Source organism: Pseudosulfitobacter sp. DSM 107133, from assembly GCF_022788695.1.
In the GTDB taxonomy this organism is placed as follows: domain Bacteria; phylum Pseudomonadota; class Alphaproteobacteria; order Rhodobacterales; family Rhodobacteraceae; genus Pseudosulfitobacter.
Map to the genome: position 1 here is coordinate 480,306 of NZ_CP085154.1, position 15,613 is coordinate 495,918.

Sequence of the window (15,613 nt, forward strand, 5' to 3'; positions counted from 1 at the left end):
GGGAAAGATGCCGTAATGGGGCTTTCGGCGAATCGAGCACGTTTCGCTTGTTTGTCAGCATGATCTGAAGTGCCGTTGCCCTTGATGCGCCTGCAGCGCGTCTACGAGGTCGTATGTTTCCATGCGCCTCAATTCCTAAGAATAGAAGGGCAACGACATGAATGTATTTATCGGATTGGATGTATCTCTGGCAAGCACTGCGATTTGTGTGCTGGGGCCACAGGGGAGGATCGTTGAAGAATTACAGGCGGAGAGCGAGCCTGAGGCATTAGTACGTGCAATAGCGTCATTGTCATATTCGATCGATGCGATCGGGCTCGAAGCCGGACCTTTGTCCCAATGGCTGAGCAAGGGAATGGAAGAAGCTGGCTTTGACGTGGTCATGATGGAAACACGATTGGTGAAGGCAGCCTTGAAAGCCATGCCGATCAAGACCGACAGGCGCGATGCCCAGGGCATTGCGCGCTTGCTTCAAATGGGATGGTACAGGCCCGTGCACCGCAAATCTGTGTCCTCCCAGGAAATCCGCGCGTTGCTGACGGCGCGCAAGTCAGTTCAGCAGGCCATCATCAACCTTGAGCTTTCGATGCGGGGTGTTCTGCGAAACTTTGGCATGAAGCTGGGGCATGTCACCAGGATTAGGTACGAGGCCCGGGTGAGGGAACTGGTTGAGCAGAATGAGATCCTGTCCGCGTCGACTGAGGCTCTTCTGCGCGCGCGTTCCCAGTTGCGCGCCGAGTTGGCTGACTTGGATGCCAAAATCGCGGGTCTGGCAAAACACGACGATGTTTGCCGTTTGATGATGACGATGCCAGGTGTCGGTCCGATCGTCGCCCTGACAGTCAAATCTGCGATTGATGATCCGACCCGCTTTGCGCGGTCGAAGGATGTCGGACCGTGGGCGGGGCTTACGCCAAGGCGCACGCAATCCGGAGAGATGGACATCGTTGGACAAATCACGCGAGCCGGTGATCGCGGGCTTCGAACCGCGTTGTATCAGGCAGCGATGATCCTGATGCACCGTGGTGCCCCGAACTGGCTGCAATCTTGGGCACTTAAAGTAGCGCACAGGCGTGGGGCGAAGAGGGCCATGATTGCACTTGCTCGACGCATTGGCGTCGTCTTGCACCGCATGTGGATAGACGGCACGCCGTTCCGCTACACGCAGAACTCCGGCGCGACTGCATGAGCGGGAAGCTTCAAGGACAATTCAGAGCGGAGGGTTGAGCTGCGCCTCATGACAGGTACGTCGAGGTCCCTTGCCGGGACGAGGTTCCTGGAGATGCCGAAGGCCCGCAAGTTATCAGCAAATGCTGAATACGCGGGAAAGATGGGCACCCAGGACCAGATTTGGACCAGGCATAGAGTGGCAGCTATGAGGCTGACTACGGACGGAAGAACGAAGCCCGGGTAGGGGGTGTCCCTCAGTCCTGATGTGCGGTTGCAGTGAAAAAGGAAAAGTAAGCTTTTGAATTTGTGTCTTAAACTTGGTGAGGAATGAGATCCTCGCCGGGATTTTTGACTTGCCCGAAACCCTTGACAGAGGCCCGCCCCATTACGGAAGCGGGCGTTCGCGCCGGGTGTCGCGAAGGGGCGGTTCGAGCCCTTGCCGTTTGTCACCTGCGCGGCGATTTGGTTGCTGTTGCGCGTGACGGACAGCTGGGCTGTGCTTGGCTGCCATAAAGTGGCATGCACGACGGTCGGATCGCCGCACCACGGCCCGTCGATGCGCGGCTTAGCGAACATCAGCTATGTCGCGCTCACCGGACTTCGATGCACTATGCGACGAATGTCGGCTTGGAGCCCAGACTCAGCGATGCTGCGCATGGCACGAATGGCCGCTCTACAAGGTGTGGTCAAAATCGTAACCAAAACCTAAGCACGGATGCGTCGCCACGCCGAAATGATTGCCTCCGCTGAGCGCGCACCGTCTTCCAACGTCATGGGGCCAGAGCATACCGAGATCCGCATGGCCGTGCGTCCACGCCAATGTCCAGCACTTGGATAACATATTCCCTCAGCCTGAATGGCAGCAAGCGTTGCCTCCGTCTTGCGACCAGCGTCTGGGTCGCCGTCATCTCCACACGTCAGGACAACTTGATTCAGAGCCACATCATTGAGCACCGTCAGTCCCGACTCTTGCGCGAGACGCTCCGCAATATGTCTTGCAATTGAACAGTGACGGTCGATCATCTCAGCAACACCGGATCGTCCCAAGGTCTTTAGCATAGCCCAGACGGCAATTCCCCGCGCTCGCCGCGAAAGCTCGGGAGCGTAGTCCGCAGGGTTGCGCCGTTCCTCTTGGGGCAAATAGCTGGCAGTCGATCCCATTGCACGCTGTTGTGCCCCCCGGTCACGAACCACGACAACTCCACAATCATAGGGTATCTGAAGCCATTTGTGGGCATCTGCGGCCCAACTATCCGCACCGGCCATCCCTCTTGTTAGATGTTGGGTCCCCGGCGCTGCCGCGGCCCAGAGTCCGAATGCTCCATCTACATGCACCCATGCCGCGTGTTTATGAGCGATAGGAATGAGGTCCTCGAACGGATCGAAGGCGCCGCTGTTCACGTTGCCCGCCTGCAGGCACACTACGGTCGGGCCATCAAGGCTTTCCAATACTTCGGCAAGTCGGTCAGGCCGCATTCGGCCTTGTGTGTCGGCCTCTGCAATGTGGACGCGCTTTGAGCCGAAGCCCAGCATTCGAAGTGTCAGATAGACCGACGAATGCGCTTCCCCCCCTAGAACCACGTTGACCTGAGGAGCGCCAAACAACCCATCCGCTTCGACATCCCAACCAGCCCTGTCCAGAAGTGCGGTCCGGGCGGCGGCAAGTGCCGTAAAGTTCGCCATGGTCGCGCCTGTCGCAAAACCAAGACCCGCGTCTGCGGGCAAGCCAAGCAGGTCGAGCAACCATTCTGCCGCAACTTATTCAGCGGCCGACGCACCCGGCGCAATGTCGGCAAAGCTGGCAACCTGCCCCCAGGCCGACGTTAACCAGTCTGCTGCGACGGCTGCAGGATGCGAAGCACCAATGACCCAGCCAAGAAATCTAGGGTTGGTTGTGCCCATCAATCCCGGCTCTATTCGGTTGATCAGCTCTCCGATGACCGCATCAGCAGCCATTCCTTGTTCGGGCATGCATTCGCGAAACCGTTCCAGGGCGGCAGGTGCCGGTTCTGAAGGGCAAACCGGTCGAGTATGATCGTCGCGTCGATAAGCCAGTGCTGCTCTCAAAGCCAATGAAAATGCAGTTTCTTGGTCAGAGCTGAGAGCCATCTTATTCTCCACTAGTCGCCATTTGTAATGAAGACCACGGTACGAACGCAGAGCGAAATTACCAAGCAATTTGTAAGACTGGCTAACGTCGCTAGTTTGGGTCGCCCCAAGAACGAATGTCTTTGGCTAGCTGGTTCATACTATTAGCTGTCCTTTGGGCAGCTGCAGCGAAAGTTAACTTTGTCCCGCGCACCGGACTTCGATGCACCATGCGGCGAAGGTCGGCTTGGAGGCTAAATTGACTAGATTTCTTGTCCAACTTATCGTCACATCTCCCTGGATTTGGCTGGGCTGATAGAAGTGAAGTCGTTAAGTATCACTGATGCGTTAAAGTACTTGGGTGAAGACAAGTACGCGGTTTCCTTGGAGAACGCATGGTATCGGCGTCTTTTGTACAGAATTGGTGACAGCGAAGACGAGTCAAGGCGGATAGGACGCTTTCTTGATGCACATCCGTTTCAGCTCACCTATGTCTTTTTGTCGATGGTGGAGTGGCTTCCGAAAAATACACATCGGCTGCTTTGGATCGATCATTTTGCGGATGGGTTTCCATCCCAGAAAAATCACTTTCTCAATATTATAGGTGACAATCTGGCTTCTGATCATCTGGTTGAGAACCCAGCCATACTTTTTGGCCCGCTTTCCGACGACTTAGAGGATCAATTGGCTGGAACACCTCAGCAAAATGTAGAGGCCGAAGCGTTGGTTACACTTTGCATCTTGCTCAGCGTTGGACAATGGGATGCGAAATTGCTTTCGTGTGGGTCAACCGATTACGTCGAATTTTGGGAAGGTAACTTGCTGTTCTATTCGGAAAGTACCGAAGCCTTAAACCGTGCGGCTGAGATGTTTGATTTCTATGATCTCAAAACACCGTTGGCTTAGTCAGTCGAGGTTCTTCAGAGGCAGAAAAGTCCGCTCGTCTGCCCTTGCCCCAGACCCTGCCCAAGGACCGGTTTGGGACAGAAATGCGTGACGTTTCGGCCAGTATTGTGTGGCGTCGCCCCGTGGCCAGAGTCAGGAAACCAGCCATGTCAAAGATGCGCCACGTTCGCCCGTCGGGGCGCTGCGAATCGCCGATCGCACAAACAAAAACGGACGCCGAAGCGCCCGTTTCATCTATCATATCAACAAAAAGGCTTATGCCAGTGCGATGTTGATCGCGCTTTCGCGGTTGTCGCGGCCATTTTCGATGTCGAAAGTGACTTTCTGGTTGTCGGCCAGACCGGTCAGGCCCGAACGCTCAACAGCCGAAATGTGCACGAACACATCTTTGCTGCCGCCATCGGGTGCGATAAAGCCGTAGCCTTTTGTTGTATTGAACCATTTAACGGTGCCAGTAGCCATCGTTATTCTCCTTTAAAAAACTGCCCACGGAATGCGGCAGGTCGGCAAAGTCTAGACAGATCGAGAGACTGAGCCCGAAAAAGGAGCAGTGTGGTCGATAGGTGTAACGTCGCAGGTTGCATATGAGCACTCTTGGGCTCGAAATCAAGTAATATTCGACTCTGACCGGCTTTGGGCAAGACTGTGCCGATAGGTTTCGCTGCCCTGTTTTTGGGCGCCTGGCCTGTAAAAACCGGAGCTTTGGCAAGATAATTTTTTTACCAGTTGATAAAAAAATTATTCCATGAGAGCATTTTTGCGAAGATGACAGCAAAATGTCTTGGGAGCGTGAAGATGGTTGATGATGTGTTTACACCGGGGATCAAGGCCGGACGGCTGGAACAGGGTGCTTATGCGGCGCAGTTTTCAGACCTGCACCCGCCGTTGGACCACCACGAGGCGCTGGTCGCGGCGGATCGCTGCTATTTCTGCCACGACGCGCCGTGCATCACCGCCTGTCCCACGGACATCGACATCCCGCTTTTCATCCGCCAGATCGCCACGGGCACACCCGACGCCGCGGCCAAGACGATCCTGGGGCAGAACATCATGGGCGGCATGTGCGCCCGCGTCTGCCCGACCGAACAGCTGTGCGAACAGTCCTGCGTGCGCGAGGTGGCCGAAGGCAAGCCGGTGCTGATCGGCCAGTTGCAACGCTATGCGACCGATCATCTGCAACAGCAGGGCATCCACCCCTTCACCCGTGCCGACGCGACGGGCAAGACCGTCGCGGTTGTCGGTGCTGGCCCCGCGGGTCTGTCCTGTGCGCACCGGCTGGCGATGCTGGGGCATGACGTTGTGGTCTATGACGCGCGGCCCAAGGCGGGCGGGCTGAACGAATTCGGCATTGCGGCCTACAAGACCCCGAACGGCTTTGCGCAGGACGAGGTGGATTGGCTGCTGAAAATCGGCGGCATCCGCATCGAGACGGGCAAGGCGCTGGGGGATGGTCTGACGCTGGATGCATTGAAGGCGGAGTTTGACGCGGTGTTTCTGGCCATCGGTCTGGGCGGTGTGAACGCATTGGACGCACAGGGCGCGGACAAGGACGGCGTCACGGATGCGGTCGATTTCATTTCCGAGCTGCGCCAGTCCAGCGACCTGTCTGCTTTGCCCATCGGGCGCGACGTGGTGGTGATCGGGGGCGGTATGACCGCGATTGACGCCGCCGTGCAGGCCAAGCTGTTGGGTGCGCTGAACGTGACGCTGGTCTATCGCCGTGGCCGTGACCGGATGAACGCCAGCCCGTTCGAACAGGATCTGGCCGCCAGCAAGGGTGTGCGTATCGTCACCCATGCGGTGCCTGTGGCCGTGCATGGCAACGGTGCGGTCCGCGAGATCGAATTTGAATATGTCGATGGCGCGATGAAAGGCACCGGGGAAATGCTGCGCCTGCCTGCGGACCAGGTCTTCAAGGCTATCGGCCAGACCCTGCAGGGCGACGGGCTGCCCGATCTGGAGGGGCGCAAGATCGCCGTGACCGGTGCGGGGCGCACCAGCGTCAAGGGTGTCTGGGCCGGGGGCGACTGTGCCTCGGGCGGGGACGATCTGACGGTGACGGCTGTTGCCGAAGGCCGCGACGCGGCGATGGACATTCACGCGGCGCTGACCGCATGAGGTTTCGTGGCGAAACCTTCTTTATTAACAAAGGGTTAATCGAAAGCCCATGGTGCCCGGTCGAACCGTGCCCGCATATCCAACAACGGGAGGCCCTGAAACATGGCTGATCTGACTAGCGAATTCGTAGGCATCAAATCCCCCAACCCCTTCTGGCTGGCCTCGGCGCCGCCGACGGACAAGGAATACAACGTCCGCCGCGCCTTTGACGCGGGTTGGGGTGGTGTGGTGTGGAAGACATTGGGCATGGAAGGCCCGCCCGTCGTCAACGTCAACGGCCCGCGCTATGGCGCGATCTGGGGCGCGGACCGCCGCCTGCTGGGGCTGAACAACATCGAGCTGATCACCGACCGCCCGCTTGAGGTGAACCTGCGCGAGATGAAAGCGGTCAAGCGCGACTATCCCGACCGGGCGCTGATCGCGTCGATCATGGTGCCTTGTGAGGAAGAGGCGTGGAAGGCGATCCTGCCCCATGTCGAGGAAACCGGCGCGGACGGGATCGAGCTGAACTTTGGCTGCCCGCATGGCATGGCCGAACGCGGCATGGGCAGCGCCGTGGGGCAGGTGCCGGAATACATCGAAATGGTCACCCGTTGGTGCAAGATGTACACGCGGATGCCGGTGATCGTGAAGCTGACGCCGAACATCACCAACGTGCTGTACCCGGCCGAAGCGGCCAAGCGCGGCGGGGCCGATGCGGTGTCGCTGATCAACACGATCAATTCGATCACATCCGTGGATCTGGACAATTTTGCACCCGAGCCGATGATCGACGGCAAGGGCACGCACGGCGGTTATTGCGGCCCTGCGGTGAAACCCATCGCGTTGAACATGGTGGCCGAGATCGCCCGCAACCCCGCCACAGCCGATCTGCCGATCAGCGGCATTGGTGGCGTGACCACATGGCGTGATGCGGCCGAGTTCCTGGCGCTGGGTGCCGGCAACGTGCAGGTCTGCACGGCCGTGATGACCTATGGGTTCAAGATTGTGCAGGAAATGATTTCGGGCCTGTCCGAATATATGGACAGCAAGGAAATGACATCGGTTGACCAGCTGGTGCGCAAGGCGGTGCCGAATGTGACCGACTGGAACCAGTTGAACCTGAACTATGTCGCCAAGGCCAGGATTGATCAGGATGCCTGTATTTCCTGTGGCCGTTGCTTTGCCGCCTGCGAGGACACCTCGCATCAGGCGATTGCCATGTCCGAGGATCGCACATTCACCGTGATCGACGAGGAATGCGTGGCCTGCAACCTGTGCGTCAATGTCTGCCCGGTCGAGGATTGCATCAGCATGGTGCCGATGGAAGCAGGCACAACCGATCCGCGCACGGGCAAGGTGGTGGATCCGGCCTATGCCAACTGGACGACGCACCCCAACAACCCGTCGGCGACGGCGGCGGAGTAAGCGATACTCTTGCTGTCATAGGTCAGGCGAAATTGACCTTTGCGTCAAAGCTGTCCTGAAAGGGACAGCCGGACCTGTGCGGAGATGGCCGTGAATGGCGGGAATGAGGCCTTTCCGCCTGTCCTCGCGCGGGACAAGGCCGAAGGCCGCCGCGCATCATGCCTTAGGCATGTCTTCGACATGACGGGCCGCCCCACGGCACGGCGATTTGGTTTCTGTTGCGCGAGACAGTTCGGTCGGATGTGCTTGGCTGCCATAAAGTGCCAGACACTAAGGTCGGATCGCCGTACCTCGTCCCGTCGATGCGCGGCTTTGCGTTCTGTTTCGAACGGCGGCTTCGTCAACACTTACGCCGGGGTGCTGTTCTGCCCCGGTGTCAGCAGGTTCCGAAACATGGTCTGCAAGAATTGCGAGGCCGCGTCGGTCGGCTCTTGTCCCTCAAGCAGCACCGCGATCTGCGCCTGAAAGTCGGCATAGTGCTGTGTGGTGGCCCAGATCGAGAAAATCAGGTGGCGCGGATCGACCTGCGCCAGTTTGCCCGCGTCCATCCACGCCTGAATCACCGCGCAGCGGGCATCGAACAGCGGCTTGAGATCGGCACGCAAATGCGGGTCCATGCGCGGCGCACCTTGCAGGATTTCATTGGCAAACAGGCGGCTTTCTCGGGGCAGGTCGCGCGACATTTCCAGCTTGCGATGAACATAGGCCAGAATCTCGGTCAGCGGGTCGCCGTTGGGGTCCAGTTCGATCAGCGGGTCCAGCCAGGTCTCCATCAGCTGGCTGAGGAGTGTAACGTGAATTTCTTCTTTTCCGTCAAAGTAATAGAGGATGTTCGGCTTGCTCAGCCCCGCCTGTTCCGCGATCTGGTCCAGCGTGGCACCGCGAAAGCCGTGGGCCGAGAAAACATCAAGCGCGGCATCCAGAATTTTGCGCCGGTTGCGCTGCTGGATGCGGCTGGGTTTTTTCTGGGTCTGGTCGGCCAATGGACACGCCTTTTGGTTGCTGCAAATTCGGGCATTTGCGCAAAGCTTGCGCAATGCCTCCCAGACAGTTCTTGACTCAAAAGGTGCAGAGCGCAATCGTGTATTTACCAAATGGTCAAAAACAGGCGCCGCAGAGCGCGAAGGGGAGAGACATGGCAGCACCTGGGGAAAACCTGCGGATTGACGGACAACGGCTGTGGGACAGCCTGATGGACATGGCCAGGATCGGCCCCGGCGTGGCGGGAGGCAACAACCGCCAGACGCTGACCGATGCGGATGCCGAAGGGCGCGCGCTGTTCCAGTCGTGGTGCGAGGCCGCGGGCTGCACCATGGGGCTGGACCAGATGGGCAACATGTTCGCGCAGCGCGCGGGCACGGACCCTGATGCGCTGCCAGTCTATGTCGGCTCGCATCTGGACACGCAGCCCACGGGCGGGAAATACGACGGTGTTCTGGGCGTGCTGGGGGGCTTGGAAATCCTGCGCACGCTGAACGATCTGGACGTGAAGACCAAACATCCGATCGTGGTCACCAACTTTACCAACGAAGAGGGCACACGCTTTGCCCCCGCGATGCTGTCGTCGGGGGTTTTTGCGGGCATTCACACGCAGGATTGGGCCTATGCCAAGACCGACGCCGAGGGCAAAACCTTTGGCGACGAGCTGGCGCGGATCGGTTGGCGGGGCGACGAAGAGGTGGGCGCGCGCAAGATGCATGCGTTTTTCGAGCTGCATATCGAACAGGGGCCTATTCTGGAGGCCGAGGGCAAGGATATTGGCGTTGTTACCCATGGGCAGGGTCTGTCGTGGACGCAAATCACGGTGACGGGCAAGGATGCACACACCGGATCGACGCCGATGCCGATGCGCAAGAATGCGGGGCTGGGGATGGCGCGGATTCTGGAAAAGGTGGACGAGATTGCATGGAGCCATGCGCCGCATGCGGTTGGCGCTGCGGGGCATATTGATGTCTACCCGAACTCGCGCAACGTGATTCCCGGGCGGGTGGTGTTCACGGTCGATTTCCGCTCGCCCGACCTGTCGGTGATCGAGGACATGGAGGCGCAGCTGAAGGTCGAAGCGCAGAAGATTTGCGATGACATGGGGCTGGAGGTTGAATTCGAGAAGGTGGGCGGGTTTGATCCTGTCGCCTTTGACGAGGGCTGTGTCACGGCGGTGCGCACTGCGGCCGAGCGGCTGGGTTATTCGCATATGGATCTGATTTCCGGTGCGGGGCACGATGCCTGCTGGGTCAACCGTGTGGCGCCCACGGCGATGGTGATGTGTCCTTGCGTCGACGGGCTGAGCCACAACGAGGCCGAGGAAATCACCAAGGAATGGGCCGCCGCGGGGGCGGATGTGCTGTTGCACGCGGTGGTCGAGACGGCGCAGATTGTCGGGTGAGGGATGCTCTGCCATGATCGACCCTGACCTGAGCATTGCGGACCGGATCGGGCTGCTGGTTCAGGCCGAGGTGGAGGACGCGCCGGTGGACACGCCCAAGGACCGCGCCTATCTGGCGGCCTTTCGCGCGGCATTGGTCCGGCCCTTTGCGACCACGGTGAACTTTTCCGGCGGGCTGACGCAGACCTGCTGGACCGTGACGCGGACCGATGGCGATTACCGCGTGATCTATATGCCGCGTGCGGGGTATTTCGCGCTGTGTGTGGAGAGCGATTTCGGGCCGCTGGACATTGGCGTGCACGGGCCGGCGATGGGGTGCTTTGCCAGCGTGTGACGCGGGGCGCTGCCCCGGACCCCGGGATATTTAGGGCCAAAAGAAACAGGCCGTACAAACGAGACGACAGGAGAGACGAGATGAGCAAGGTGATCAAGGGCGGCATGGTCTGCACGGCGGACCGGACGTGGAAAGCGGATGTGCTGATCGAAGGCGAGAAGATCGTGCGCATTGGCGAGGATCTGGTGGGCGACGAATACATTGATGCGGAAGGGGCCTATGTGATCCCCGGCGGGATCGACCCGCACACGCATCTGGAAATGCCGTTTATGGGCACCACCGCCGCCGAGACATTCGAGACCGGCACATGGGCTGCTGCCGTGGGCGGGACCACGATGATCGTGGATTTCTGCCTGCCCGGCGAGGATGGCAGCATCAAGAACGCGATCAACGAATGGCACCGCAAGTCTGCGCCGCAGATCTGTTCGGATGTCGGCTATCACATGGCGATCACCGGCTGGAACGAGAACGTATTCAACGAGATGAAAGACGCCGTGGAGATGGGGGTGAATTCGTTCAAGCATTTCATGGCCTACAAGGGCGCGTTGATGATCGAGGATGACGAGATGTTCGCGTCGTTCAAACGCTGTGCCGAGCTGGGTGCGCTGCCGATGGTCCATGCCGAGAACGGCGATCTGGTGGCGGAGTTGCAGCAGAAGTATTTCGATCAGGGGATTACAGGGCCTGAGGGCCACGCCTATTCCCGCCCGCCCGAACTGGAGGGCGAGGCCGCGAACCGGGCGATCACCATTGCCGATACGGCAGGTGTGCCGCTGTATATCGTGCACGTGTCTTGCGAGCAGACCCACGAGGCGATCCGCCGTGCGCGGCAAAAGGGAATGCGGGTCTATGGCGAGCCGTTGATCCAGTTCCTGACGCTGGACGAGGGCGAATATTTCAACAAGGACTGGGATCACGCCGCGCGCCGCGTGATGTCGCCGCCGTTCCGCAACAAGCAGCATCAGGACAGCCTGTGGGCCGGTTTGCAGGCGGGATCGTTGCAGGTGGTGGCCACCGACCATGCAGCATTCTCGACCGAGCAGAAGCGGGCGGGGCGCAATGATTTCCGCATTATCCCCAACGGATCGAACGGGCTGGAGGAGCGGTTGGCGGTGCTGTGGACCGAAGGGGTTGAAACAGGCCGCCTGACGCCGAACGAATTTGTCGCCGCGACCTCGACCAATGTGGCGAAGATCTTGAACATCTATCCCAAGAAGGGCGCGATTGTTGAGGGTGCGGATGCCGATATTGTGGTGTGGGACCCGAAGATCACCAAGACGATCAGCCCCGCCAACCATCATTCCATTCTGGATTACAACGTATTCGAAGGCTTCGAGGTGACGGCGCAAAGCCGCTATACCCTGAGCCGGGGCGAGGTGATCTGGGCATGGGGGCAGAACAGCCAGCCGCAGCCCGGACGGGGCAAGTTCGTGCCGCGCCCTGCCTTTGCCGCGCCCAACGTGGCGCTGTCGAAGTGGAAAGAGCTGACCAGCCCAAAGATGATCAAGCGTGATCCGATGAACATTCCGGCGGGGATCTGATTTGTGGAAGTGAATAACCTGAAAGACGCGGGCAATCCTGCTGCAAATGGCGGGGCCGTTATCTCGGCCAAGGATCTCGACCTGACGTTTCAGACCAACGACGGCCCCGTGCACGCGCTGAAAGGCGTGTCGCTGGACATCAACAAGGGCGATTTCGTCAGCTTTATCGGCCCCTCGGGCTGTGGCAAGACGACGTTCCTGCGGTGCATGGCCGATCTTGAGCAGCCCACGGGCGGCAGTATTACCGTGAACGGTGTCAGCGCCGCCGAGGCGCGGGCGGCGCGGGCCTATGGCTATGTGTTTCAGGCGGCGGGGCTGTATCCGTGGCGCACCATCGGGGGCAACATCAGCCTGCCGCTGGAGATCATGGGCTATTCCAAGGCCGACCAGCGCGACCGTGTGGCGCGGGTTCTGGAACTAGTGGAACTGGCCGGGTTCGAGAAGAAATTCCCCTGGCAACTGTCGGGCGGAATGCAGCAACGGGCGTCGATTGCGCGTGCGCTGGCCTTTGACGCGGATATTCTGCTGATGGACGAACCCTTTGGCGCGCTGGACGAGATCGTGCGCGACCATTTGAACGAGCAGCTGTTGAAGCTGTGGGCGCGGACGGAAAAGACCATTGCCTTTGTCACCCATTCGATCCCCGAGGCGGTGTACCTGAGCACCAAGATCGTGGTGATGAGCCCGCGGCCGGGGCGGATTACGGACGTGATCGACAGCCCGCTGCCCAAGGAGCGCCCCTTGGACATCCGCGAGACACCGGAGTTTCTGGAGATTGCGCACCGGGTGCGCGAAGGGCTGCGGGCGGGGCATAACGATGTTTGAGGCTGTGACAGCGGGGCTGTGCTTATGACGCGGTCGATCCTTCCCGTTCTTACGGTCGTCGCTGCCATTGTGGTGATGTGGTATCTGGCTGCCGTGCCGATGAATGCGCAATGGGCCTATGACCGGGCGGCGCGGGCCGATGTTACGCTGTCGTTCAGCGATCTGGTGGCCGACACATGGAGCCAGGAGAAACCCCGGCTGCCCGCACCGCACCAAGTGGCGGTCGAGGTCTGGCAGACCACCGTCGACAAGAAGATCACCTCGAAACGGTCGCTGATCTATCATTCGTGGATCACGCTGAGCGCCACGCTGGTGGGCTTTGCGCTGGGCACGACGCTGGGCATTCTGCTGGCGGTGGGGATTGTCTATAACCGCGTGATGGACATGAGCGTGATGCCGTGGGTCATTGCGTCACAGACCATTCCGATTCTGGCGCTGGCGCCGATGATCATCGTGGTGCTGAACGCGGTGGGCATATCGGGCCTGTTGCCCAAGGCGGTGATCAGCATGTACCTGTCGTTCTTTCCCGTCGCCGTGGGCATGGTCAAGGGGCTGCGCAGCCCCGAGGTGATGCAGCTGGACCAGATGCACACTTGGCACGCCAGCGCGTCCCAGACGTTCTGGAAGCTGCGCCTGCCTGCGTCGATGCCCTATCTGTTCACCTCGCTGAAGGTGGCGATGGCGGCATCCTTGGTGGGGGCCATCGTGGGTGAGCTGCCAACAGGGGCGATTGCCGGGCTGGGCGCGCGTCTGCTGGCGGGCAGCTATTACGGCCAGACCATCCAGATCTGGAGCGCGCTGATCATGGCGGCGGCACTGGCGGCGGTCATGGTGTCGCTGATCGGGCTGATCCAGCGGATCGTGCTGAAACGGATGGGGATGGCGACATGAGCGCGGTAGTACAGAAACGGCCCGCGTGGCTGGGCTGGGCGCTGTTGGCGGTGGTTCTTGCGCTGGCGGCGGTGGTGGACTGGCGGCTGGTGCCGGTTCTGGCGATCTGGGTGGCAGGCTGGATGCTGAACGCGCTGATTGCGCGGCACGGCACATGGACCTGGGGTGGCTATGTCATTCCGGTGATCTTTGGCATCACCTTGCTGGCGATGTGGGAAACGGGTGAGCGGCTGTTCGAAATCTCGGACGTGCTGTTGCCGGCACCCTCCGAGATTGCCGCGCGGTTCTGGCTGTCGCGGGACATCCTGTGGGTGGATTTTGTGCAGACGGTGATCAAGGGCGCGCTGTCGGGTTTTGTCATGGGCTGCGGTGCCGCGTTCGTGCTGGCTGTGGTCATCGACCGCTTTCCGTTCCTGCAAAAGGGGCTGCTGCCGGTGGGCAACTTTGTCGCCGCGCTGCCGATTGTGGGGATGGCGCCGATTCTGGTGATGTGGTTCGGGTTCGACTGGCAGTCCAAGGCGGCGGTTGTGGTGGTCATGGTGTTCTTTCCGATGCTGGTGAACACCGTGCAGGGGCTGCAATCGACCGACAATATGCAGCGTGACCTGATGCGCACATATGCGTCGTCCTATTGGCAGACCTTGCTGAAACTGCGCCTGCCTGCGGCGATGCCGTTCATTTTCAACGGGCTCAAGATCGCCTCGACGCTGGCGCTGATCGGGGCGATTGTGGCCGAATTCTTCGGCTCGCCCATTCACGGCATGGGCTTTCGCATCTCGACATCGGTGGGGCAACTGGCGCTGGATCTGGTCTGGGCCGAAATCGTTGTGGCGGCCATCGTCGGTTCTGCCTTTTATGGTGGCATCGCTCTGCTGGAACGGCTCGTGACATTCTGGCACCCTTCACAGAGGGGCCGGACATGAGAATAATAAACCAAGAAGACGACCAACAAGGAGTATCATAATGAAGACGTTTACTTACGCGGTCACAACCGCTGCACTGGGCCTGATGGGCACCGGGGCGATGGCGGCGGACGATGTCACGCTGCAACTGAAATGGGTCACGCAGGCCCAGTTTGCAGGCTACTACGTGGCGCTGGACAAGGGGTTCTACGAAGAAGAGGACCTGAACGTGACGATCAAGCCGGGCGGCCCGGACATCGCCCCGGTGCAGGTTCTGCTGGGCGGCGGTGCCGATGTGATGGTTGACTGGCTGCCCTCCGCGCTGGCGGCACGGGAAAAGGGCGCGCCGATTGTGAACATCGCGCAGCCTTTCGCCAAATCCGGCCTGATGCTGACCTGCTTGAAAGAGCACGGCATCACCTCGCCCGCCGATTTCCCCGGTCACACGCTGGGCACATGGTTCTTTGGCAACGAGATTCCGTTGCTGAGCTGGATGGGCAAGCTGGGCTATTCCACCGATGGTTCTGACGGTGGCGTGACCATCCAGAAGATCAACTTTAACGTCGATCCGCTGCTGCAAAAGCAGGTCGAATGCGCCACGACCATGACCTACAACGAATACTGGCAGGTTATTGATGCCGGTCTGACACCAGATGATCTGGTGGTCTTCAAATACGAAGACGAAGGCATTTCGACACTGGAAGACGGGCTTTACACCACCGAGGCAAATCTGGCTGATCCGGCGATGGAAGAAAAGCTGGTGCGGTTTGTGCGTGCGTCAATGAAGGGCTGGAAGTACGCCGAAGAACACCCCGATGAGGCGGCAGAAATCGTTCTGGAAAACGACCAGACTGGCGCGCAGACCGAAAAACACCAGAAACGGATGATGGGCGAGATTGCCAAGCTGACCGAGGGCAGCAATGGCGCGCTGGACGAGGCGGCCTTTGACCGGAGTGCTGCGATCACCATGGAAGGTGGCATGATCACCAAGGCCCCCGAAGGTGCATGGACCCACGCGATCACGGATAAAGCGCTGCAATAAGCC

At 59.8% G+C, this 15,613-nt stretch carries 15 protein-coding genes; 11 read left to right on the forward strand and 4 right to left on the reverse strand.

Going from position 1 to position 15,613, the window contains the following annotated elements:
- Window positions 1-157 precede the first annotated feature (157 nt).
- Window positions 158-1,189: an IS110 family transposase gene (locus tag DSM107133_RS02290; protein WP_055296358.1), complete on the forward strand. Its 1,032-nt coding sequence runs from the start codon at window positions 158-160 to the stop codon at window positions 1,187-1,189.
- 686 nt (window positions 1,190-1,875) lie between these two features.
- On the opposite strand, the gene DSM107133_RS02295 is transcribed toward DSM107133_RS02290, so the two are convergent.
- A complete protein-coding gene (locus DSM107133_RS02295) occupies window positions 1,876-2,913 on the reverse strand; it encodes an aminotransferase class V-fold PLP-dependent enzyme (RefSeq protein ID WP_114294446.1) in 1,038 nt (345 codons plus the stop codon).
- 15 nt (window positions 2,914-2,928) lie between these two features.
- Window positions 2,929-3,279 carry a hypothetical protein gene (locus tag DSM107133_RS02300; RefSeq protein WP_162792079.1) on the reverse strand — a complete coding sequence of 117 codons (351 nt, stop codon included), beginning with the start codon at window positions 3,277-3,279 and terminating at the stop codon, window positions 2,929-2,931.
- Window positions 3,280-3,561: 282 nt separating this feature from the next.
- On the opposite strand from DSM107133_RS02300, the gene DSM107133_RS02305 reads away from it, so the two are divergent.
- Window positions 3,562-4,164: a hypothetical protein gene (locus DSM107133_RS02305; RefSeq protein WP_114294443.1), complete on the forward strand. Its 603-nt coding sequence runs from the start codon at window positions 3,562-3,564 to the stop codon at window positions 4,162-4,164.
- A 255-nt stretch (window positions 4,165-4,419) separates the two neighbouring features.
- On the opposite strand, the gene DSM107133_RS02310 is transcribed toward DSM107133_RS02305, so the two are convergent.
- On the reverse strand, window positions 4,420-4,626 hold the full coding sequence (locus DSM107133_RS02310; protein ID WP_028955124.1) for a cold-shock protein: 207 nt from the start codon (window positions 4,624-4,626) through the stop codon (window positions 4,420-4,422).
- A 333-nt stretch (window positions 4,627-4,959) separates the two neighbouring features.
- On the opposite strand from DSM107133_RS02310, the gene DSM107133_RS02315 reads away from it, so the two are divergent.
- Window positions 4,960-6,282: an NAD(P)-dependent oxidoreductase gene (locus DSM107133_RS02315; protein ID WP_114294441.1), complete on the forward strand. Its 1,323-nt coding sequence runs from the start codon at window positions 4,960-4,962 to the stop codon at window positions 6,280-6,282.
- 102 nt (window positions 6,283-6,384) lie between these two features.
- The gene (gene preA / locus DSM107133_RS02320) at window positions 6,385-7,689 is read left to right on the forward strand and encodes an NAD-dependent dihydropyrimidine dehydrogenase subunit PreA (RefSeq protein WP_114294439.1); all 1,305 of its coding nucleotides are present in this window, start codon (window positions 6,385-6,387) and stop codon (window positions 7,687-7,689) included.
- Between the two features lie 347 nt (window positions 7,690-8,036).
- Here preA and DSM107133_RS02325 read toward each other — a convergent pair whose 3' ends face one another.
- Window positions 8,037-8,672: a TetR family transcriptional regulator C-terminal domain-containing protein gene (locus DSM107133_RS02325; RefSeq protein ID WP_114294438.1), complete on the reverse strand. Its 636-nt coding sequence runs from the start codon at window positions 8,670-8,672 to the stop codon at window positions 8,037-8,039.
- A gap of 152 nt (window positions 8,673-8,824) precedes the next feature.
- Here DSM107133_RS02325 and DSM107133_RS02330 point away from each other — a divergent pair, with 152 nt between their 5' ends.
- From DSM107133_RS02330 to DSM107133_RS02360, 7 genes are all read left to right on the forward strand, one after another.
- Window positions 8,825-10,075, forward strand: coding sequence for a Zn-dependent hydrolase (locus tag DSM107133_RS02330; protein ID WP_114294436.1), 1,251 nt, complete (start codon window positions 8,825-8,827; stop codon window positions 10,073-10,075).
- Between the two features lie 13 nt (window positions 10,076-10,088).
- Window positions 10,089-10,409, forward strand: a complete 321-nt coding sequence (locus tag DSM107133_RS02335) for a hypothetical protein (protein ID WP_028955119.1) — start codon at window positions 10,089-10,091, stop codon at window positions 10,407-10,409.
- 80 nt (window positions 10,410-10,489) lie between these two features.
- On the forward strand, window positions 10,490-11,950 hold the full coding sequence (hydA, locus tag DSM107133_RS02340; protein WP_114294434.1) for a dihydropyrimidinase: 1,461 nt from the start codon (window positions 10,490-10,492) through the stop codon (window positions 11,948-11,950).
- Window positions 11,951-11,953: 3 nt separating this feature from the next.
- Window positions 11,954-12,775, forward strand: a complete 822-nt coding sequence (locus DSM107133_RS02345; protein WP_240310602.1) for an ABC transporter ATP-binding protein — start codon at window positions 11,954-11,956, stop codon at window positions 12,773-12,775.
- A 24-nt stretch (window positions 12,776-12,799) separates the two neighbouring features.
- Complete coding sequence (locus DSM107133_RS02350) at window positions 12,800-13,666, forward strand: ABC transporter permease (RefSeq protein WP_114294432.1); 867 nt, start codon at window positions 12,800-12,802, stop codon at window positions 13,664-13,666.
- Between the two features lie 122 nt (window positions 13,667-13,788).
- On the forward strand, window positions 13,789-14,589 hold the full coding sequence (locus DSM107133_RS02355) for an ABC transporter permease (RefSeq protein ID WP_114294468.1): 801 nt from the start codon (window positions 13,789-13,791) through the stop codon (window positions 14,587-14,589).
- An 85-nt stretch (window positions 14,590-14,674) separates the two neighbouring features.
- Window positions 14,675-15,610 carry an ABC transporter substrate-binding protein gene (locus tag DSM107133_RS02360; RefSeq protein ID WP_162792081.1) on the forward strand — a complete coding sequence of 312 codons (936 nt, stop codon included), beginning with the start codon at window positions 14,675-14,677 and terminating at the stop codon, window positions 15,608-15,610.
- Window positions 15,611-15,613: the final 3 nt, after the last annotated feature.